Origin of the sequence: Buttiauxella gaviniae ATCC 51604 (genome assembly GCF_001654835.1) — a bacterium.
Taxonomy (GTDB): Bacteria; Pseudomonadota; Gammaproteobacteria; order Enterobacterales; family Enterobacteriaceae; genus Buttiauxella; species Buttiauxella gaviniae.
Genome location: NZ_LXEP01000033.1, coordinates 14840 through 35273, shown reverse-complemented (window position 1 = coordinate 35273; position 20434 = coordinate 14840). Strand labels below are relative to the sequence as shown.

The 20434-nt window shown below is 49.1% G+C and carries 23 protein-coding genes and 2 pseudogenes; 4 read left to right on the top strand and 21 right to left on the bottom strand.

What is annotated here, in order from left to right; translation table 11 throughout:
• Positions 1-162 precede the first annotated feature (162 nt).
• From M977_RS19095 to M977_RS25825, 21 genes and pseudogenes are all read right to left on the bottom strand, one after another.
• Entirely contained in the window at positions 163-2889 is a 2727-nt protein-coding gene (locus M977_RS19095) for a host specificity factor TipJ family phage tail protein (protein ID WP_064518077.1), read from the bottom strand.
• Complete coding sequence (locus M977_RS19090) at positions 2886-3266, bottom strand: hypothetical protein (protein ID WP_064518075.1); 381 nt, start codon at positions 3264-3266, stop codon at positions 2886-2888. The genes M977_RS19095 and M977_RS19090 overlap by 4 nt, the downstream gene beginning before the upstream one ends.
• 12 nt (positions 3267-3278) lie before the next feature.
• Entirely contained in the window at positions 3279-3761 is a 483-nt protein-coding gene (locus tag M977_RS19085; RefSeq protein WP_064518073.1) for a DUF1833 family protein, read from the bottom strand.
• A complete protein-coding gene (locus tag M977_RS19080) occupies positions 3758-4231 on the bottom strand; it encodes a hypothetical protein (protein ID WP_064518071.1) in 474 nt (157 codons plus the stop codon). Before M977_RS19080 ends, M977_RS19085 begins: the two co-directional genes overlap by 4 nt.
• On the bottom strand, positions 4231-6786 hold the full coding sequence (locus M977_RS19075) for a phage tail tape measure protein (protein WP_064518069.1): 2556 nt from the start codon (positions 6784-6786) through the stop codon (positions 4231-4233). The genes M977_RS19080 and M977_RS19075 overlap by 1 nt, the downstream gene beginning before the upstream one ends.
• 2 nt (positions 6787-6788) lie before the next feature.
• Complete coding sequence (locus M977_RS26150; protein WP_425339050.1) at positions 6789-7001, bottom strand: phage tail assembly protein T; 213 nt, start codon at positions 6999-7001, stop codon at positions 6789-6791.
• Positions 7002-7054: 53 nt separating this feature from the next.
• Positions 7055-7435 (bottom strand): phage tail assembly chaperone family protein, TAC, encoded by a 381-nt coding sequence (locus tag M977_RS19070; RefSeq protein WP_064518067.1) that lies wholly within the window; start codon positions 7433-7435, stop codon positions 7055-7057.
• A 38-nt stretch (positions 7436-7473) separates the two neighbouring features.
• Positions 7474-7974, bottom strand: coding sequence for a phage tail tube protein (locus M977_RS19065; protein WP_064518065.1), 501 nt, complete (start codon positions 7972-7974; stop codon positions 7474-7476).
• 53 nt (positions 7975-8027) lie between these two features.
• Positions 8028-8396, bottom strand: a complete 369-nt coding sequence (locus M977_RS19060) for a DUF3168 domain-containing protein (protein ID WP_064518063.1) — start codon at positions 8394-8396, stop codon at positions 8028-8030.
• Positions 8393-8878: an HK97-gp10 family putative phage morphogenesis protein gene (locus M977_RS19055; protein WP_064518061.1), complete on the bottom strand. Its 486-nt coding sequence runs from the start codon at positions 8876-8878 to the stop codon at positions 8393-8395. The genes M977_RS19060 and M977_RS19055 overlap by 4 nt, the downstream gene beginning before the upstream one ends.
• Entirely contained in the window at positions 8871-9203 is a 333-nt protein-coding gene (locus M977_RS19050) for a phage head closure protein (protein ID WP_064518059.1), read from the bottom strand. The genes M977_RS19055 and M977_RS19050 overlap by 8 nt, the downstream gene beginning before the upstream one ends.
• Before the next feature lie 2 nt (positions 9204-9205).
• Positions 9206-9424 (bottom strand): hypothetical protein, encoded by a 219-nt coding sequence (locus M977_RS19045; RefSeq protein WP_064518057.1) that lies wholly within the window; start codon positions 9422-9424, stop codon positions 9206-9208.
• Between the two features lie 69 nt (positions 9425-9493).
• Complete coding sequence (locus M977_RS19040) at positions 9494-9820, bottom strand: head-tail connector protein (protein WP_064518055.1); 327 nt, start codon at positions 9818-9820, stop codon at positions 9494-9496.
• Entirely contained in the window at positions 9817-10710 is an 894-nt protein-coding gene (locus M977_RS25705) for a hypothetical protein (protein WP_064518053.1), read from the bottom strand. The genes M977_RS19040 and M977_RS25705 overlap by 4 nt, the downstream gene beginning before the upstream one ends.
• Positions 10707-12053 carry a phage portal protein gene (locus M977_RS25700; protein ID WP_064518145.1) on the bottom strand — a complete coding sequence of 449 codons (1347 nt, stop codon included), beginning with the start codon at positions 12051-12053 and terminating at the stop codon, positions 10707-10709. The genes M977_RS25705 and M977_RS25700 overlap by 4 nt, the downstream gene beginning before the upstream one ends.
• Positions 12054-12261: 208 nt before the next feature.
• Positions 12262-14196, bottom strand: coding sequence for a phage major capsid protein (locus M977_RS19025; protein WP_064518051.1), 1935 nt, complete (start codon positions 14194-14196; stop codon positions 12262-12264).
• 57 nt (positions 14197-14253) lie between these two features.
• A complete protein-coding gene (locus M977_RS19020) occupies positions 14254-15912 on the bottom strand; it encodes a terminase large subunit (RefSeq protein ID WP_064518049.1) in 1659 nt (552 codons plus the stop codon).
• 3 nt (positions 15913-15915) lie between these two features.
• Complete coding sequence (locus M977_RS19015; RefSeq protein WP_064518047.1) at positions 15916-16377, bottom strand: terminase small subunit; 462 nt, start codon at positions 16375-16377, stop codon at positions 15916-15918.
• 180 nt (positions 16378-16557) lie between these two features.
• Positions 16558-16926, bottom strand: coding sequence for an HNH endonuclease (locus M977_RS19010; RefSeq protein WP_064518045.1), 369 nt, complete (start codon positions 16924-16926; stop codon positions 16558-16560).
• Positions 16892-17512, bottom strand: a complete 621-nt coding sequence (locus M977_RS19005; protein ID WP_064518043.1) for a hypothetical protein — start codon at positions 17510-17512, stop codon at positions 16892-16894. The genes M977_RS19010 and M977_RS19005 overlap by 35 nt, the downstream gene beginning before the upstream one ends.
• A pseudogene (locus M977_RS25825) lies at positions 17494-17670 on the bottom strand (glycosyltransferase family 2 protein); the annotation flags it as partial. The pseudogene M977_RS25825 and the gene M977_RS19005, both read right to left, overlap by 19 nt.
• Here M977_RS25825 and rdgC point away from each other — a divergent pair.
• The 4 genes and pseudogenes from rdgC to M977_RS18985 all read left to right on the top strand — a co-directional run.
• Positions 17669-18445 (top strand): annotated as a pseudogene (gene rdgC, locus M977_RS19000) (recombination-associated protein RdgC); the annotation flags it as partial. The pseudogenes M977_RS25825 and rdgC overlap by 2 nt on opposite strands.
• 96 nt (positions 18446-18541) lie before the next feature.
• Positions 18542-19225, top strand: a complete 684-nt coding sequence (locus tag M977_RS18995) for a hypothetical protein (protein ID WP_064518038.1) — start codon at positions 18542-18544, stop codon at positions 19223-19225.
• Positions 19218-20039: a hypothetical protein gene (locus M977_RS26145; protein WP_064518037.1), complete on the top strand. Its 822-nt coding sequence runs from the start codon at positions 19218-19220 to the stop codon at positions 20037-20039. The genes M977_RS18995 and M977_RS26145 overlap by 8 nt, the downstream gene beginning before the upstream one ends.
• A 1-nt stretch (position 20040) precedes the next feature.
• Entirely contained in the window at positions 20041-20433 is a 393-nt protein-coding gene (locus M977_RS18985) for a hypothetical protein (RefSeq protein ID WP_064518035.1), read from the top strand.
• Position 20434: the final 1 nt, after the last annotated feature.

Here is a 20434-nt window from a genome sequence, read left to right as displayed (position 1 = left end):
GCCTGGGTAAGACTGTTTAATGCAAAGTCCAAATTCTGGGCGTTATCGTAGAGATCTTTAGCTGCTGAAGAACCAAGAGGATTACCGGTGTTATAGGTGGTCATGCTGGCCTCATAAAAAGAAAAACCCGCCGAAGCGGGTTATTAAAATTGGTGGTTAAGTTCAGGATACATTTCCGGGGTACAGAGTATTGTCGTACTGGTAGAAGCTGTCCTTGTATTCTTTAGCCGTTACCTGACAAGTCCCGTCAGATTGTGGCGCTATCTCAGCAATAATTCCGTTATAACCGACCCGGGAAGAATCACAGAAGATCAGGCGTGGAGGCTCAATTGCACCGTCATCCATAATGATGCTGGCGAACTCAGGCTGCTCTGGAATAGATAATTCATAGTCGCCAACTTTGGTTGCAATAAGCAGTCCCGACGCCGAACCATCCTGATAACGAATGAGCGCTCGCGGATTGGAAAAAGACCAGTCAAGAGGTTCACTTACCGTGAAGATGGTTGCTCCCCCATCGATAACCATGTCCTCCACCAGCGTGCTGACTGTTTTACTTCCCGGGATATCATCCGTGAAGACAATGCGGTCACCAACGTTATAACAAAGTGCATCCATTTCTGTGGTAGTGGTATGGGTGAGCCGCTGCTGTAAGTACTTCATCAACCGGCGCATGCCAATCTGGTAGGCATGGTCACGATCAAGAACACCATCCAGTGTGTAATCTTCAATCTTCACTGGGGTTGGATTATCACTGGTTCGACACTGCACAGTTTCTTCAGCCCAGGTTGAACCGTTGATATATGTTACATCCACTCCGTCATAGTCATCGGAAGAAGGTGCAATGAACGCAGTCTGAAGCAGTTCTGTCGTCTCCTGCGGGCTGATGATGCCAGCCCATGGCTTAACTCCTTCACGCGCTACCGAAGCAAGACCATCCGAAAGAAGAAAATAGCTTTTCCCAGCGTTGGTTATTGTTTGCAGAATTTCCAGTGTTGATGTGCTGTCATTTGTTTCGAAATCGAAAAACTCATTATTTGGCGACCAGTATGTTTCTTCCAGTTCTTCAATTGCCTCTACATCCATATTCAGGCCAATAGAATGACCAACATGAAAGAGCGCTGCAGAAATAGTTCGCTGAATGCCGGAATCATATATTCTTGTGGCCACAATATTTACACGCCGATCCGACTGTGCTGCCAACTTCCCGCCTGTTTCTACTGTGATGCCCATGGTGGTAACACCTGGATATGAAGATGGACGAGTTAACAACCTCCCGCGCAGTGATTGCCAGTACATATTGTCACGGGAATTATCCTCGCCCTGTTCGTTCGTGCGACGGGTTCGCACTTCAACAAGCCCTGGCGCACCCAGTGTGACTCGTTCGGTGAAACCAAGGCCGTTGATATTTTTCATATCATAGATACCTGTTTTACTTGACCACCCAGAGCCCGAACCATAAACACGGTACTGAATCTCCCACTTAACCTGGCGATTCTTTTTACTGCCACTATCTTTGTAACCACAAATACCGCTCGGGAAGAAGAAATTCACCTCGAACATATCGCAGACTTCATTCTCAGGGCAGGAAAGAAAAGGCCCCATCCAGTTATCATTTTCATTCAAACCTGAGGCAGTAAAGTCAAGAACAGTACGTGGATTAAAACCCGGCCATGATGGGTCAACAACACCAGCTACCAGCCGTTGAAGCGTTGTCGAAGAACCATCAACCTCAACTATTTTATATTCACTACCTGAGTGAGAAATTGAAAGACGAATGAATCCTTCAGGGATCCCCGTGAATGCTGTTCCGGTGGCGCTGTCATACGCCAGAGTTATTGAGGCTGTGACCTCTTCATCACTTCCAGATGCATCTGCATGCGGGGTATATGAAGCAATGAAGAGTTCATAATCAGAGCTGTTGTACCAGAGTGATACAGGCATACCAACATAGGGGGAGATTTCACTCAGAACATCACTGGTAATAAGGCTGTATGCCCCTTCGTTTGTCACGACATACGAATCAGGTACGATAATTTCTACTGTCGCTCCGGCAACCCATGAATCAGGTAGGTCATTTGTCGCATCGTCGCCATCATCTGTACTTAGTCCATTAAACGTGATTGTTGGCCCAGAAACCGTCAGGGATTTTGCGACAACATCATCAGTATCCGGTGCTGTCTGAGCCATATCTAAACCCGATCCAGATGTCGTTCCGCCAACCTCAGTGGAGTTAAACCAGTTCTCGCTTCGTTCGTCACCAGACACGTTTGAATCTGGCAAATATGTAAGATATGAGAACCCCTCTTCAAGTGATGAAACGGGAGTGGAACCGACACGCATATCCCCTTCACCGAATGAAGATTTACCCACGCCAAGAGATACAAACATAAGAACTCTCATGATTGTTGGGTCGTCAGGGTCAAATCGGGTCACTGGTTGAACAACATAATCTGGATAAATACGACGGCGGCCGAAAAGCTCTCGAATTGGATCACCTAACTTTGCCTGGTTCGCTTTTGCCGGATTTATATCAAGTCGGTTTCCAGATCCTGATGAATACCCACCTACATCACCAACGCCGGGTGCAAAAAATAATGCGTACGCTACAGACGCAACGGCCACAGCCGCCGCAATCCATGCAATTGCTACGACAGAAAGACCATAAGGGATTGGGTATATTTGTATGTCACTTTCCGGCTTGATTGCATAATCGAACCAGGCGGTAGCAGGTATATTCACGCCATCGACTTCAATGACGATAGGGTGTTTCATATCAGCACGATAATTTTCTACATTCCGTTTCAGCCATTGATGGATGGTGATAGCACCATGCTGATGCGTTTCCAGAGGTTCACCAGGTAAGCGGGAGGGATAAATTTTTATCGTCACTTCCAGAACTCCACTTTAACAAAACGGCGCTTCAATCGACTGAGCGGAATAAATGAAACGTTTTTCCCTGGATTGCACTCTGCTACATGTAGCTGTCCGCTTATTTCCACAACAACACCGACATGGGTCACTGTTGAACCGGAATAACACGCCACTCCTGCACCGGCGCAGGGAGCACATTTTTGCAAAGACAACATTAACTGGCGCGCTTCTCTGTTTAGTCCTCCATCGTCTTTGGTAATACCGGCAAAGTCAGGCCACTCCGGTAAACCGAGATCACGCCTGATTTCATTAACAATGCCAAAACAGTCAAGTTCTGGATAAGCGCGTCCGCCCTTCAGCCAGGTGACTGAAAGGTATTTATCTGGATTAAACATAGTGGTGGGTCCTTAACTCATATAACGAAGCCCTGGGTAATATGGCAGTGTGTAGCGATATCTCGGCCACGCCGTATCCAGAACATTCATATAGCCGGCTGTGATTTGTGCCTGAGTTGCAGTCCAGTAGCCATTTTTAACCGCTAAGGTGTATGGAGCAGCAGCTGGAGCAGCGAGGTCAGTAGATACGTAATTACGGTACGTCAGCGTAGCGCCGGTAAGATTACCCAGAGCATTGCGAACGGCCGTAGAAACCACCCCGTCAATATTGTCGATCGCAAATTGAAGGTCTTGTGTTCCGTCACTGTTCCTGGCCGGAAGAGCAATATCTATTGCGGCGGCCTTGAACGTAACAACATCACCATTTTCGGTAGTGGCAGTTATATCCTCATACCCTTTGCACAGATAATGAATTTCAGGACCTATATTTATCTGCAGCGTTTCAATTATCACCTCTTCACCAGAAGAAGCATAAAGCCTGTTCAGGATAGTCATGCGCCGGGCCACTCCCTGTTCAGAGCAACATCTATAATGCTGCTATTGATAATGTAATCCGGGAATTCTGCCCAACCCGGTGCAAGTACTGGCCGTTCCCATAACTCAAGAACTGCGGTGTATCGCCAATAATTTCCACCTTCAATTGTCGGCCCTTCGTAGATATCAACAAAACGACAGACATATAAATCAGTAGTACCCAGCGGGGAACGCAGTGGCATGTTGAACCAATCTGCTCCATCGTGAATTGTATCCCGGTACCATGCTTCGAAAAGCTGCCCCTCTGGATCACTGAACGACCAGGAGACAGCCGCCTGAGTTGGCGTAGACGTATACAAGCGCCGCTGCCTTGCCCTTCCTGATACCAGGTCAGTCCTGAGTAGTGGACTTACCGGCTTTAGCCCATAGCCATCCTGTAATGGAATAGGCAAATAATCGGCTGGGTAGTTTATGCTGGTTTTCTTGCCCATTAGCCCGTTCTCCTGCCGGTGTTCCACCGTTGCATTGCTTTTGAAATATCACCTTTGCCAGTCGCCAGATCACTCGATGCCTGCCGGTACCCCATCTTTGCCCCATCTGCCGCTGCTTTCTTCATCATGGCAATCTGAGTATCAGAAGGGTCACCGTTTACGTTGAACTGGAACGTTGGCGCATATTCCTTGCCGCCCGTGGTTTGCTGATTTACTCGATTAAGCGTTTCATCAAGCTTTGCCGAGGTCTGAGAAGTAACAACACGCTCACCCTTTTGAAGTAACCATGTCCCCGTTTCTGGCACACTATCGATACCATCATGGGCCATACCTGCCAGTGCTGAAGCTCCGACGCCGGCAACTAATGGCATGGTTACAGCGGCGGCGGCCGCCATTGCGCCCGGTGCTAATGCAGGGCCAACAATGGGGATTGCAGCTGTGGAAGCGAACGCAGCTAATTGAGCCTGTAATGAGGTGGCCTGAGCATTAGCAATCAATGTTCCTGCCGCAGAAGCCTGAGTGGTTTTACCCACCAGCAATTGCACTGCCTGATAAACCAGCCATTGAGCGGCCATATCAGAAAGCGTCTTGATGATGGTTTCTCCGAGGTCGGAAAAGATATTACTGAAGAAATCACCCAGGCCTTCAGTGTCATGAATTAATGCCTGGATGTTTTCTGATATCGAAGATGTGGCGCCGCCGATTATTGAGGTCATGCTGTCAGCGGCGATCTGATAATAATCACTCGCGTTGTCAGCATAGTCATTGAGCGAATCCATGATGCCGTCTTGCCAGTCCCCCATCTGAGCATCTGACTTTTTGTAGTAATCCCTCTGAATCTCCAGCCGCTCATCTAAAGCCTGCTGCAGAGCATCCGTTTCCTGATCGTAAAGGGATTTACTGATGTCACCACTTTGATATTGCTTCTGAAGATCAGCCTGCTTGTCCAGGAATTCCCGCTGAATATCCAGCTCTTCCTTCATCCGCTGGCGTGCTTTATCACCCATGCCAGCGCCGACAAACTCAGCATCGTTTGAGGCTTTTGAGTTCTGATTCTGCTTGCGAAGGTTGGCAGTAAACTCAGCTAATTTTAGGTTATCCTCATTAGCTTTTTTTATGCTGGTAAGAGTATCTAGCTCAGTAGCAAGCTGCTTTAACCTTTCCTGCTCGGCGGCATTCAGGCCATTTAATTTACCGGTAGTAAGGTCAAAGTTAAGTTTCGCCAGTTCAGTAACATCTGCCGTTTTTTTACCTGTGGTATCAATGAGAGCTATTTGACGAAGATAGCTTTGCTCAGTCGACTTGAATGCACTTTCGAGTTTTTTGATATTGGCATCAGGAGTGACTTTTCCGTTTGTCCCGCCTGGAGGTAAAGCAAATGCACTTGATGTTCCTGTCGTCGCCGGTGCCAACGGCAATACAGGTTGCTTCTGCTTACTGAGTTTATCTCGCGTAGCAATGAGCGTATTGAGCTCTTCACTTAACGTTTTAACGCTATCGTCGCCACCCGATATCCATCCAAAAAATGATTTTTCCTTATCGTAGAAACCATCCCGTCCATCAAGGTTCTTTTTGAGATAATCAATTCTCTCGCTGATCTGGTCAATATTGGTGAGATCAACGTTCCCACCAAGTGCAGCCATACGGTTGCCAGTGTTAGCAGCCAGTTCTCCTGCTGACGCCGCAGCCTTAACCAGCCAGCCGGCTAACTGTGCAACCTCAGAAACAAGATTTGTGATCCCCTGTAGTATTTGAGGGTCAGTTAATACATCGCGCAACTGCCCAAGTGATGACTGGAGTGGGGAAAGGTCAACCTTAGCCAGGCCCGCCGCAATCTCCATTTTTAGCCCTTGAACCTGGGCTTCCATGTCTTCAAACAGGGCATTAACCTTTACCAGGTCGTCAATTGATTGCGGATCGGGTGCGATTCCGTAATCTTTCGCCAGGCTGATGAACTGTTCTAATTTTTTATTATTGTTGTCAAATAGCGGCAACAATTTGGACAGGTCATTACCAAGGCTTTCGAGAATTGTGGTTTTCTCGGCGTGGGTGCCAATTTTCCCCAAAGCTTCACTGATAGCCAACAGTTGTTTATCGACCGGTACTTTGGATAATTTCTCAGCCGACAGACCAAGGGCATTTAAAGCATCGACCGCTTCGCCCGACTTATTGAGTACCGCATCACCAATTTTATCGCCGATATCTTTGAAGATATCAGCCATCTGATCACCAGTTACCCCGGCTTTTTCAGCTGCAAACTGCCAGGCCAGTAAATCCTGAGTGGCAATATTTAAAGATTTTGCCCAGCGATCGGTTTCAGCAATTTGCTTCGAAGTAGATTTAAGCAACTGAAAACCAGCAGCACCTATTGCAGCACCAGCGGCAATAGCGGCGGCAGCTGTTCCGGCTATTGCCGTACTCGTGGTTTCAGCATCCTTCTGTACCTGCTTACCCCATTTTTCTGAGGCCCTTTCAGCCTGGTTCATTCCTGATATGAAGCCGCCAGTTTTAGCGATCAGGTCAATCGTCAGCGTGCCGAGTGATTTACCAGCCATGCTTATGTCCACTCCTGCATTGCCTGGTCCAGGGAAATGGCAGGCTCATTAATATGGGGGGTAAAATCAGTAACTTTGAAAGGTGGGGTGTCTTTTCCCCGATTGACGTTTGCCAGCACAGATGAAACGAGGCCAGCAGCCCACTCCGTGCGCATCATTGGATTAAGGCTTCCATACTTCTGCCTGTACAGCACCCAGTCACGGTACTCGGTTATACTGATGCGCTCTTTTGCCTCGGCTACTGTTCGCCCGCCTATCCCGTTAAGTACTAGTTCGCACCAGAACTCGTCGTCTGCGCTGAGCTCGCCTTTCCCATACTGTTAACTTCCTGAATGGCTACCAGGAGAGCAACTGTCAGGCTACCGTCAAGAGCACCGCGTTCCGGATCCGCTTCACCAGTAATATCGGCTATCGTGAATACCTGCTTGCCATCTTCATCACAAATGGAAGCTGCAATGCGACCGGCCACACCATCAACTTTCCCTGTGATCGCCAACACTTCACTAGTCGCTGTGTGATATCCCATTGGCCGGACATACGTAGTTGCTTTGTGCTCGGTACCGTCCTGGGCTTTCCAGTTAATTTCTTTCTCAACCGGGCGCCCGGTAAATGCGCCTGTCTGCTTAAGTGAGTTCAAAGTCAGTTTCATTGCATATTCTCAATTGGCGGGGTTTCCCCCGCTGGTGATTAGCTGGTTGGTTGAGCTTTACGAACCCATTGCCCCTGGCCATTACGCTGAATGGTTGCGGAAGTCTGGACTACCGTATTAGCTTGGAAATCAAACGGGAAATCTGACACATACCCTTTAAATAAATACCAGGTTCTGTCATCAGGAAGCACAAGCCCATCGACTGCGTCAGGATTTAAGCCAGTTGCATCGTATGTTGGAACTGAGTCACCATCGGCCCAACCGATAGCAAAAACCAAGTCTTGCTGATCGTTACTCTCTGCAAGGTCGCTGAGCATTACATGACTATCATTTGCTGGGTCAGCATTGAGAGTTGCTGTTGCCTGCCCTGGGGTGCGAAGCCCCTTTTTATAACTACGAGTGTTTCGCTCGCTTAAACATGTGTCCTCAATTTGATCTGCTGGACTACTACCAGGTGAGAATGAAGTAATACATTCAACTTCACTGACCACGTTGTTATTGACTACAAAAAGCTGCGTGCCTTGAGTCACTACTGACATAATTATCTCCGGACATAAAAAAACCGGCTCAAGGCCGGTTATGAAAGGTTTCGTTATCTGCTGACTATCCAGTCAACATCGAAAGAATATCGGTATCGTTTCGTTTCAGGATCGCGCTTCTGATCACCCCATCGCGTGATGTAAGCTTTCCCTTCAATCGCATCTCGCAACGCGCGCGCCACATTCATCGACTGAATTGGAGTGTCACCATAGATATCAACTTGCAGCGAATACTTATCCGCGTCAGGACGCTGATTAAGATAATTTTCAGGCCCACCACCGGGAATATTCTGCCAGACAGCATAGGGATAAACCTTTACGTCATCCTGAAGACCAAATGGGTAGAGACGAACTGGGGAATCGCCAAGCAAACTTTTAACCGCTGCATCTGCAGAGCAAACGGCGAATATCGGGGGGATCACGGTTTCACTCCTTTTTTCTGTGCTCGCTTAATGGCCCGGTCGATACCGATTTCATATTCATTAGCAAAGGTGTTGAATGTTTCGTTCATCCTGGATGTGGCCGCGGCGCGAACAAGTGGTTTGGAGGCCATGTTCTCGGTACCGAACTCGAGCAAGCGCCAGTGCGGGGTCGGGGCGTCTTTGCCCAAGCTGGGTTTCTTCTTCAGTACGGCGCCCTGGAGTATCCCGATACGAAATGCGAGATCTCCGGTTTGCTTGAATACCTTCCCGTTCCAGCGCTGAGCTGCGTTATCGGCGATGCTTCGAGCCGTATGTGTGTCATCAAGCCGTAGTGCGTTATTCTTTATCTGAGTGACAATGATATTCCCGGCCTTACGCAACGCTGCTCGACCACTTTTCCTTTTCAGGTCATCACCTATTTCGGCAAGCTTACCCAGTAAAGAATCAAGACCATCGAGCTTAACTTCCACACCATCAGCCATCGTTTACACCCTCTGAACAAGGAAGTGTCAGATACTCCAACCCGCTATCCGGATCCGGGAGCACCGCCTCGATGTTATAAATCCTCCCCCTGAACAGGATGCGATTTTTGTCGCTTATGTCTGTCCGGTAGCGAATTTTAATGCGGGATATGATTTGGTTCTGATATGCCTGTGCCGCGACAAAGTCACGGGCCGACACGGCGGTAACTTCGGCCCAGACTGGTTTCACATCTACCCAGGAATCAATCATCGCACCAGTAATCTGGTCCTGAACCTTCACAGTTTCCTGCAGCATAATGCGATGCCGTAACGGTCCAGCTTTCATAATTACCGCCTGATAGTTTTTTGGCTTAGATATTGAGGCCGGGTATCATTCAATTCGGTAACCTCTACATCATCGCGATCTTCACTAAGTACTTGAACAATTACGGAGCATAACGCTTCGTTTGATTCAGCCAGGCGGCTTATTGCTGCTGTTTGTTTCTCCATCGCCAACGCCTGTTTGTTCATTGCCTCGATTAGCTGATTTACCAGTTGTTCGTTCATATGCAATTTTCACCCACTTTTTTAACCATGCCTTTCGGCGTTCACAACCTGCACATGCCATAAAGACTCCTAAATAATTGTTGTCCGGCGTAGATCATAAATAAGCATCGTTACCGCGTAGGGTAGCTCTCCCTGCTTCAATTTCTCCTCTTCCTCCCCGCCGCGATTGCGGTCCAAGTAACCAAGCAGAACCAGCAACGCCGTTTGCATCCGTGTTAGCGGTTCACCTTCGATAAGATCACCATTTTCGGTGACAACTTTATCGCGGCTACCCTGGATATAAGCCAACAGCGCAGCGCTGCCGCCCTGAATTTTTAATGTCAGATCGGAATCGCCGTAATCCTCATCAATGCGCAAATGCATCTTCGCTTCATCAAGCGTTACGAGTTCAATCACGTTTTATCTCTCCCGTCCCGGCCGCGCTTGGTCGCCAACGTCCAGCCTTTTGAACCATTTTCGCCTGGCTTATCAGCGGACTCTTCATCGCAGTGCCACATTGATCCGCCCCAGGTAACCGTATCGCCTGGTTTGTAAACCTCACCAGATTTGAATGCACCGCGATAAATCAACGTTGGCATGGAGAAAGATTTAATCTCTGTTGCACCGCTGGCGCGCGTAACGGTAACGGTGAAGTTCCGCTCGTCGGTGTTGACGATATCAATACCCGCAACGCCATCGACCAGACATTCCCAGCCACGCATGCCGTGGGTTTTTTCGTAAGCGCGCCACAGGCCGCCTGAATGGGTTGCATAGCTGCCTCGCGGGTAGCTTTTCTCTTCGTCAATGAAGGGTGAAACTTCTAGTTGAAGAGCGTCGCGTCCATGTTCGCCATCAATCGCGGGCTCAGGTGCTGGCAGCGCTGCAATAGCGTCACTCACCATCACAGCAATATCTGGGAGTTCCGGTGCAGAAGGTGCTGGAATATCTGCAACAGCCTCTTTCACCAGTTTCTCAAGCATTGGCCTAACGTCTTCAGGCATGATGCTTTTTGCTGGCTCAGGTGCTGGCAGCGCTGCAACAGCGTCACTTACCATCGTAGGTATATCTGGCATGGCTGGAAGCTCAGGAACCTGCACAAGGGCAGCGGCCTCACGCGCCAGCGCTGAAACGTCAGGTTCTGAAGCTTCTTTCAACTCATCAACAGACTTGCTCAACGAAGAAAACTTTTCCTCAAAAGCTTTCAGCTGATCTTCTAGTTGCTTTGCAAAATCCATTTTAAGACCTGAAAGCACAGTGCTGAATTCTTCAGTGATCGCCTTTAATATTTCAATTTCGCGTTCATTCATTTGGCAATCATCCCTCTAATCATGGCCTTCATTGCAATCACCTCAGAATCAGAAAGAGCTTTGGATGCTGGTTCATCTGGTTGCACAGTTGGTTGAGATGACGATGTACTGAAGGGGTTATCCGATGCATCACGCCGGGCTAACGCTGGCAGGCTGTAATTCTGCTGTTGAAGATAAAGCGCATCACCGCCTTCAACGGGTGGAAGATTCTCTTTTTTGCGAGCTTCATTTGGTGTCAGGATGGTATTTTTCACCCCTTCACCAAGGGTTTTCATCCTGCGCTCGCTGTCCATGCGCAAAAGAGAACTGATATCCAGTTCAACTTGTTTCCTGACATCAAGCTCGAATGCCTCATTAAGCAATAGCTCAATAGATTCGATAAGTACCTGAAGGCATTGCGAATAATACTGTTGCTCAAGGGCTTCGATGTTGTCATATGAGGGCGTGTCGCCAACGCCAACTTTGTAGGCTGGAACATGAAAAGCAGAGCACACCATTTCAGCGGACAATTTTTGCTGTTCAACCGTATCAGCATCAACGGCTGACATGGTAATTGGCTTGTATTCTGCCCCACCAGACAACAACCCCGTCTTACCGGCATTATCTCCGGTATATCCGGTATCCCAGTTATTTTTGATTTCTTTGGCCTTCTCAGCATCGATGGCGCCAGGGATAGTAATTACCCCGCTCGGCTTGCCGCCGTTCTTGAAGAAGAATGCAGAGCTTTCCAGAATATGTTTGCCCTGCATTGCGGCCATTCCGCATGCGTAAATTGGAGAAACACCAATCAAAGGATGGAAAAGGCAGTTGAAACGATCGTGAATAATTTCACGCGCTGGCACAGTAACCTGTGCAGGTAGGCCGCTAATGTTATCCGGGTTTATTTGATAGAAAACAGAACCATCATCAGCAACTAATGGGACAACTTTTTCCGGATCAAGAATTCTCAGCTCAGTAATAACACCAGAGTTGTTCCTAATTTTCATCACGTAGGTATTACCATGACAAAGCTTTGAATTAATCCAGGTTTCTTGAAACTGAATTCGGTTTTGGAACTGGTTTGGTTTATTGAAAAGGGTGTCTATTTTCGAATCTTGTGTTTCTTTCCATACCCCGTTTGAGTCTTTAGCTTTCAGGCCAGGAGGCATCTTTGATATATCACTGGCAATAAGTGATATGCAGGAGAACACGGCGTAATACGATAATACTGTCGGGTTACTGATCTCCATGTTCCGTTGCCATGCCCCGGAAGATGGTTCTCTCACGAAAGAGAATATCGACGTCCAGCCGCGAGATGATGGTTGCTGTAGCGACTTATCTTTTCGCTTCAAAAAATTCCACATCATCCAGTCCCCGTTTTATTTTTTTTATTTTTACTACCCGGCCCACAAGTACGGCGGCCGGTAATAAATTCAGCCTTACCAAGCAGAACCAGTACCTTCGCGCACTGGTCATTCACGGTTTTTTCATCGCCAGGCAATGAGTCATGCGTTCGCTGAAGGTATTTGATCCTTGCCATAAAAATGGCGGGGTTCTCCCCCGCCCTCCGTTTTAGCTGGTTGCACCAGTGCTGTAATCGACACCAGAGATAACAGCCACTGCTGCTTCGCGGCGGCGTTTCCAGTTAATCCAGCGCTCTGCACGAATAGCTACGCTGTTGGTTTGGAACATTGAAACCAGCTCAACCGCTGTCGGCGTAGTACTGTCGTGGGTTGGAGCGCTCTGCATTTCCAGAGATGCTTCGCGGGACATATCTACCGCAACGCCACCATCATCTGCCAGGTAAATATCTGGAGCATTCACCAGAACCAGCTGATTACCTACATACTGAGAAACAATCACAGGCAATCCCTGGAATGTTCCGCCCAGCATTGTCATATCCGGATATTCTTTCTGGCCAAGTGCATTCTTACGCATAGATAGCGTCAGAGCGGTAGTGCTGGACATTAACCAGACGGCACCGTTCGGCTGAAGGTTGTTCGTGATGAACGTACCAAATGCGGCAGAGGCATCAGCATCCGGATCACCAGTTGATGGGATTGCAGTAATACCGTTTGTGATTGAAGCAGGTGATACATCAGCCACTGCGGCTTTAGCCGGATCAATGAAGTCGGTATCAAGACGTGCAATAACAGCTTCAGCTAATGCGTTGCGCACCAAAGCATCGGCAGAAGGGTTGGAGAAACGAATCAACTCTTCTGTCAGCACCGCGATGGATGCAACTTTTGAGAAGCCAAAAGTAATTGTCGCAAAGTCGAATTTAGTCAGCGGCTTGGCTTTACCCTGGCCTACCCAGTTTGCCGAACCGCCAGATGTTTGGGCAGGAATACGCACATTGAATGGCACCTGGCGTAGCGAAGGAATATTGCCCTGACCAAAGCGACCAATAATGGTCTGAGGTCGCAAAAACTCAACAAAGTCCTGAGCATAGTCCTGATATTCAACCAATGCGCCAGCCCAGGTTGGGTCTGTTGTCGTACCAGCACTTACCGCAGCCTTTAAAACATGATGAAGCTTGGTGTCATCTGGATACTGATTTTTTGCAATCTGCAAGGCTTCAGAGCGACTACCGTTACCAGCGGCCAGAGATTTGGCGAATCGGGCAAAGGCAATACCTTTTTCCAATTTTTGCTCAACGCGAATAATAGCCGGGGCATTATTAACAATAGCAACTTCACCTGCTGCAGCTTTAGCTACAGGCTTGGCAGTCGCTGCCATATTGTTTTCCATGTCACGCAGTCGTTTTAAGTGCTCGTCTACGGATTTCACTTCGGAAGAAACGTTGTCGTATTGCTCCGTTTCTTCGAGATCAAGGGTGCGACCTTCATCAGCTGCTTTGCTCATGACGTCATTCAGTGATGCTGCCAGCGCTGCACGCTTAGCTTCAAAGCTTTTAATCTGCTCTGCGATATTCATATTTTTTCCTTTATTTTCGGTAGATTTTTTTGCTGTAGCGCCAGCAGATGGAGTTGCTATAACTACCTGTTTCTCATTACCTGACGCGGCGAGTAACTGGCGGTCAAAAGATTTAACGGTCTGGATGGAACACTCTGCATTTGCCGGGATTGTCACCGCCGACACTTCGAGAAGATCCCATTTCAGGAAACGGACGCCACCTTCATCCAGATAGGAATACTCCTTGGGAAGGAAGCCAATAGATAAGCCACGAACTAAGCCTGCCTTGATTGATGCCCAGGCTTCATCGAGCCGAGCGGCAAGTTGCGATGGCATATCAGGTGTTGGTTTTGCCAACTTAGCAGTGATTTGCATCCCCTCTTTAACCATCTTGGGGGTACAGGTCCCGATAGGCTGAGAGCGGTCGTGCTGCCATAAAAATGGAGTATCACTTCGGTAGGTCGCCCCACCTGACTCCAGAATGTCACCGTCTCGATCGGGTGAAGGTGTGGAGGCAATGCCGGTAATAATCCGTTCATCCTCGTTAACCGACTTCACCGTCATGAGGGTGCAGGCGCGTTTAAACGTCATTGACTGCCTCCAGAAACGAAAAAACCCGCCGAAGCGGGTCATTAACTGACGTGTATGTCATATGAAAAATACCTGGTAATCTTGTTTCTTCGCTTCCGGGTTCAGCGCCATCAGCGATACGGCGTTAAACAAGGCCATGAGGGGGTCAATTTTTCCCTTCCCGCTGGCCTGTTTGGTTATCAGGATGGCGTTGCCTTTTGGTTCAACGCGAGCATTCCCAACGCACCAGGCCATCATTGGCTGACCGGCGTGAATTAGCACACCCTCGGCCAGTTTCCGCTCGGTCGTTTTGATAGAACCACCCAGGCGCCAGCCCTGGCTGATACCGACCACGCTTTCAGCCGGTATCTCTACCTCGGTCAGCGCATCCAGAATCGAACCAACCCCAGAGGGGTCAATGCCAATCTTGTCGAGCAATTCGGCTTCGTGGATGCGGCCCACCAGCTCAGCCAGTTGGTCAGTATCTTCGCCGACAAATTCAACGATGGTGAGATCACCTTCTTTCTGGAAACCAAGAAGGCGGGATGCTTCACTTTTTCGGCGCTCAAGTACAATTTTATGGGCCCAGGCATGGCACCAGCACAACCACTCGCGGGTGTTTTTGTCCCGACCAATGGCAGAAAACCCAAGTAAGTCGTCCAGTCCACCGCCGTCTATACCGACAGTGATGACTTCAGCGCGGTTGAGTAAATCTTCAAATGTTACCGACTGGGCCTGTTGCTCCCAGAAATCAACACCTGCCCAGCGGTCACTCCGCAGGTTAAGCCCGATCTCAATATTGAGGTGTTTCGCCAGGAACTGTTGCAGCGTGCCGTCTGTTTTGGACTGGTTCTTACGCAACTGGTCTTCAAGCCATTCCGCACTGACAGAACGGCCCATATTTGGGTTCGTGATATAGAAGTTTTCAGGAAGAAGATATTTTTTATTTTCGACCATCGATTCCGGGAATTCGTAAAGAATTCCCAGGGTTTTTCTGTCAGGTATTTTTCCGTCTCTGACGTCTCGCCAGTACTGAAGTTTCTCTTTGAATACCCCGGCTGGCGGTTCGTCGCTTTGGGTCGTCAGGAAGATAACCCAGCCTTCTTCTCGGGATACCTGCCCACCGAGCGCTTCCATAAACATGGCCTCAGCATTTTGCCGCTTGCCGAACAGCCAGAGTTCGTCAACAAGAATGCGTCCGGCTTTTTTACCGGAAACCGTATCCGTATCAGCGGCCACAACCTTCAAGGTATTTCGGGTGACTCGATGGGTGATCGTCCTGATATGGTCCTGAATCTGGAACATATCCGATAATTCTTCGTCGGCACGTATCATCCCTGCTGCCGGTTTGAAGCTGTTATCCGCAACCTCTTTTGTGGGTGCGAGGATGAGATGCTCTTCGTCTTCACGCCAACACAAGATTACCGCCGTCAGCATGATTCCGGCTGCGATGGTCGATTTAGTGTTCTTCTTACTGATCAGCAGGCCATATTCACGAATAAGCTGCTTCCCGGTTTCGGCATCGTAACCGCCAAATATGGCTTTCACAAAATCGAACACCCATTGTTCAGAGCACTCGCCAAAAGTCGGCTTGCCTGGCAAATCTGAAACACGAAGCTCTTTAAATATGCCCAGAGCATATTCAGCCTGATCGGCAAATATCGGAGCTGGGATAATCGAAGCCCTTTCGACCAGGCGCTTCTCCCACTCGAGGCAGGCCGTGGTCCATTCAGCCATGGATTACCCCTTGTTGTTTACGACAAGCTTTGGCGGTGCCATCGCTCCAAATTTGCTGGCGCCAGCTGCTACTTTTGCAGCGGCATTTCGCGCATCTTTTTTACCACCCTCGCCTTTCTTAGGATGGATGTAAGGCAGCATGGCTTTGGCAGCGTCTTTTCTGACATCTGTTTCTTCAGTGAGATCGTTCATCACCGACTTTAAAAACTCGAGGGGATCTTCGAACTTACCACTCAGATTGTTAACAACCGGAGGTGGTGTTTTTGGCTCATACACTGGCACTTCAACAGCGGACTCCGAATCACGCTTTTTGTTCATAAACGCAATGACATCCGGGTCTTTAGCCAGCTGCGAACCCTTGGAACGCGCGGATTTCTCAGAATACCCAGCCTTTACGGCGGCGGCGGCCTGAGTTGATCCGGACATCAGCGCGATAGCAAACTTGCGCTTCTGCCCTGTTAACATGTTTACACCCTCCAAAAGGGGATTTTTTCTGTGCGTGAGAGGGGGCGCGGTGTCCAGCCCGATCGGGGTTTACTTTTGTTGATACCCCCCCGGCATTGGTGATAATTGTTATCATTCACGATAAAATGATTTCAAATGCAACTATCACCGACGCGCACTTGATATTGATTCTCATTTGAATTAGATCGCGATGACTCCATCACTTCCGATGGGTTCGGGCGCCTTGCATCGTAGCGCCACCTCGTCAGGCTGGCCGGTTGCAGCCTCCCTGGCTGACTTCCCATCATGGCACTCGGTGCAGAGCGTCCAGAGATTTCTTTCATCGTTGGTACCGCCGAACTGCAGCGCCACACGGTGATCAAGTTGGCTGTCATACAGGTCAACTACTCGTTTGCACATGCAGCAATGACCACCATCGCGCTTGTAAATCCTGCGCTTCATCCCAACCCTTGCACTTCCACTAATGCGGCGTTGCTCGCTATAGGCTGGCTTAATGCGCCGGGTTTCTATCACTTTAAGTCTGGGTTGTAGCGTTGTTAGCTTTGCCATTTAACCTCCAGGCCTTGCGTCTTTCGAGGCGTGGCATGTTGTCTTTAGGTTTCTCCGCCAGCATGCCATCAGCATGATCAACAAGGGAGTAGCACGGGTACAGAACCGGGCCGCCGTAAGCATCGCCGACTGCATAGTCAGCCGCTTTGCTATGGCTCCATCGGGTTAGTACTTTAGGGAGATGCTGTGGCGGCACGCTGTAGCAGACGCCATGTATCAGCCGAGGGATCGTGATGTAGTCCGTTCGGTTCTTGTCAGACAGCACCAATTTGGTAGCTATCTCGAGCTGATACTGCGGTGGGCGACCGGTCCCCAGATAAAAACTGATAAGGGTATCGGGGAATCTGGATAGCCATTCGTTGGCCAACTCAGCAAAGCCACTGACGGGGATCGCATCATCTTCCAGCACTACAACGCGAACATCCTGCTCTTCTGCCCAGACTAAAGCGCGACGATGATTCCAGTTCGCGCCGTGATCTGCCTCATCAATAAGAAGGTGAGCATTAAGCAAAGCTGCAAGGCTGGTAGCCATTTCACGCCGTGAGTGATGGCCAACCACAACAAACTTTATTTGTGTTTCCACCAGGCGTACTCCTTGCCGATCCCATCAGTCTTGAAGACTGTATGGATTTTCGGACCGGTAACTATTCGGTCGCCAAATGATTTAGCCACAATACCGAACGCTGCCATATCGACCTTTGTCTGAGGTGCTTTCTCAGTGCCCCAGAAGCGATGGCTTTCGATATCACCATTAGGCAAACTGTCTGATCAGCTTTTCCACCTTGCCGGTGCGCAGATCTTCCTGGTGATCCGCCGCGAAGAGAAAGTAATCCCAAGCGCCGTTATCAAAGATGAGCTGGCAGAGAAGATTTCTAAACTTGAATCTGATCAGGGCCGCAGCCTCAAGAAAACAGAGAAAGACTCACTGCGTGATGAAGTTCTTCACTCTCTGTTACCCCGCGCCTTTAGCCGTAATTCATCAACAAAAATCTGGATCGACAACAGCAAGGGCCTGGTCATTGTTGATACTGGTAGTTCTAAGCGCGCCGAAGATGCCCTTGCCCTGCTCCGCAAAACTATTGGTTCACTACCAGTGGTTCCGTTAACGATGGAATCACCAATAGAACTGTCCATGACTGAATGGGTACGCAGTGGTGATATGCCAGCTGGTTTCACCATGCGTGATGAAGCGGAATTGAAAGCCGTTCTGGAAGGTGGCGGCGTGGCGCGTGTAACCAATCAGGATTTGGTGAGCGACGAAGTGGCCACACACATTGGAGCCGGCAAAGTGGTAACCCGACTGGCCTTAGACTGGCAGGAACGAGTGACTTTCACCCTTGATGATTGCATGGTGATCAAGAAAGTGAAGTTCTCTGATTCTTTGCTCGACCAGAACGACGATATCGACCGTGAAGATATTGCTCAGCGATTCGATGCCGACTTTATTCTGTTTACTGGCGAGTTCTCGCACCTTATTACGAGCCTGACTGCTGCCCTCGGCGGCGAAGCACAGCGATAAACAATTAATTGCGAAAGCCCATGCTCAATGGGTTGGGCTTTCTACACCCAAAATTCACCGCCAGTGCAGTGGCGCTCTTATTTAGTGGAGATCTTAATGCAACGTTTAACCGATATGTCCACCAGCGAACTGATTCAATTCGCTGGCCAGCATTCAGCCAGCATCAAAGAAGTGGGTATCTATTCAGAACTGATGAAAGAACTCACTACCCGTCTTGGTGCTAATACAACTGCTGTTACCCAGGCACTTAAAGAACGTGACGAAGCGCGGTTGGAACTATCCAGCGCCCAGCTCACTATCAGCCAGATAACGAAAGTTATGGGCACCAGCGACACGCTGAGTATTTCCGAGCAGGTCTCAACGCTTAACCAGCAGGTAGTTAACTTGGCAACGGAGAATGCATCGCTAAAGTCGAACCTGATGTTCTGGGATGCTGATAATCCTGAACTGCCCTATGACAGCCCAGAGGAAATCGCCAGCGAGTGCGAGCTTAATTACAACGAGGAGTTAGTTGTCCAGGTGGCAGCCAAGCTTCCAAATCGAACCTATCGGGTCTGCGAAAGCTGGGAGACCGATTGCAAGCTAGAGCTTGTTGAAGGCGCAGAGCTGCAAACACCAGCCACCGACGCCGCCATTGCAAACATTCAGGCGCAGGGCGTGGATATGTTCATCGCACATATTGACTACCCGCACAGCCCGGTGGATTTCACGCATGGATATGTTGATGAGCTTGCAAAAGCATTCGCCTCGCAACTGCGCAAGGAGTCCAATCATGACTAACCCAGCATACGAAGCCACTAACAGTGATGTGGAGAAGCTGAAGCCTGGAAAATACGCAATCCTCTACCGTGATAACTGGGATGGCGAAGGCGATGTTTACCACTGCCTGGCCGACCTTGATATGGACGGGAGATGGTTGAGTGAAGAAACCGGAAAGCAGTTGCTTGAATACGTTGGTGACGAAATTCTGAAGGCGTGGCCGCTGGATGATGGTGCTGACATCCAGACACTGATAGCGGCGCTGGAGCAGGCGAAGTTACGGGGCGATGAGTGGAAGGAGAAATGCCGTGAGGCTGTCGAGCATGGCGCTAATCGCATCGCAGAACTGGAAGCCACCTCCACTATGCGTGAACCTTCCGCACTATGCGTTAAGCCGTTATGCGTGAAGCTGCCTGATGAATTTGCTCGCATTGCTGAAAACCTTCGTACCCAGGACAACCGCGTCACTTCCGATCCGATGTTCTGCGTATTTCAGAAGCGCGAAATCGTTACTGACGAAGATTACGACTATGACCGCATTGTATGGATTGATGAAGATGGTAACGAAGCCACTACGCATCAAAGAAGGCGTCTTGAACTGCTTCATGAAAACAGCCGTGAAGCACCAGAGAAATGGCGGCGTATAGCTGTGAAGGAAATCAACGATTTCGTTACCTGCTGCTTCACCGAGCAGGGCTGCAAAGACTACCTGGCATGCAACGGCCACAACCTGCGATTACCGTTTATTTATGTGAAATCGGGCTTCAGGAACGCTGAGTATCAAACCATGCGCAACTGGTTGATGGCGGTCGGAACTGTTGAAGGGAGTGAGTGAGATGCTTAAGGGACAGCTAATCAGCAGCCAGCGCTACCTTGACCGGACAAAGGTTATAGATAAAGCATCACGCTTTAAGCGGTTCATCGTATGCGTTTACCCAATAGTTTTGCGTGGTAAGCAATACACGATCCTTATGGACGGCCATCACAATTACGCCGCGGCGAAACTGGCTGGTGTGAATCCGGATTATCGGCCTATTGGGAAAAAGGCCATGAAAATAATCGGAACATTAAGCGAGCGTGAGCGTGAAGCATTTTTCATTAACAACATTACCGATTCACATTACTACCTGGTTGAAACAGGTGATGTAGTTGAAGAACTTGTGATGCCGGATACAGGCTGCAAATTTCAGGTTCACGTTAATAATCGCTGGGTTCTGGGGAGTGAGTGAC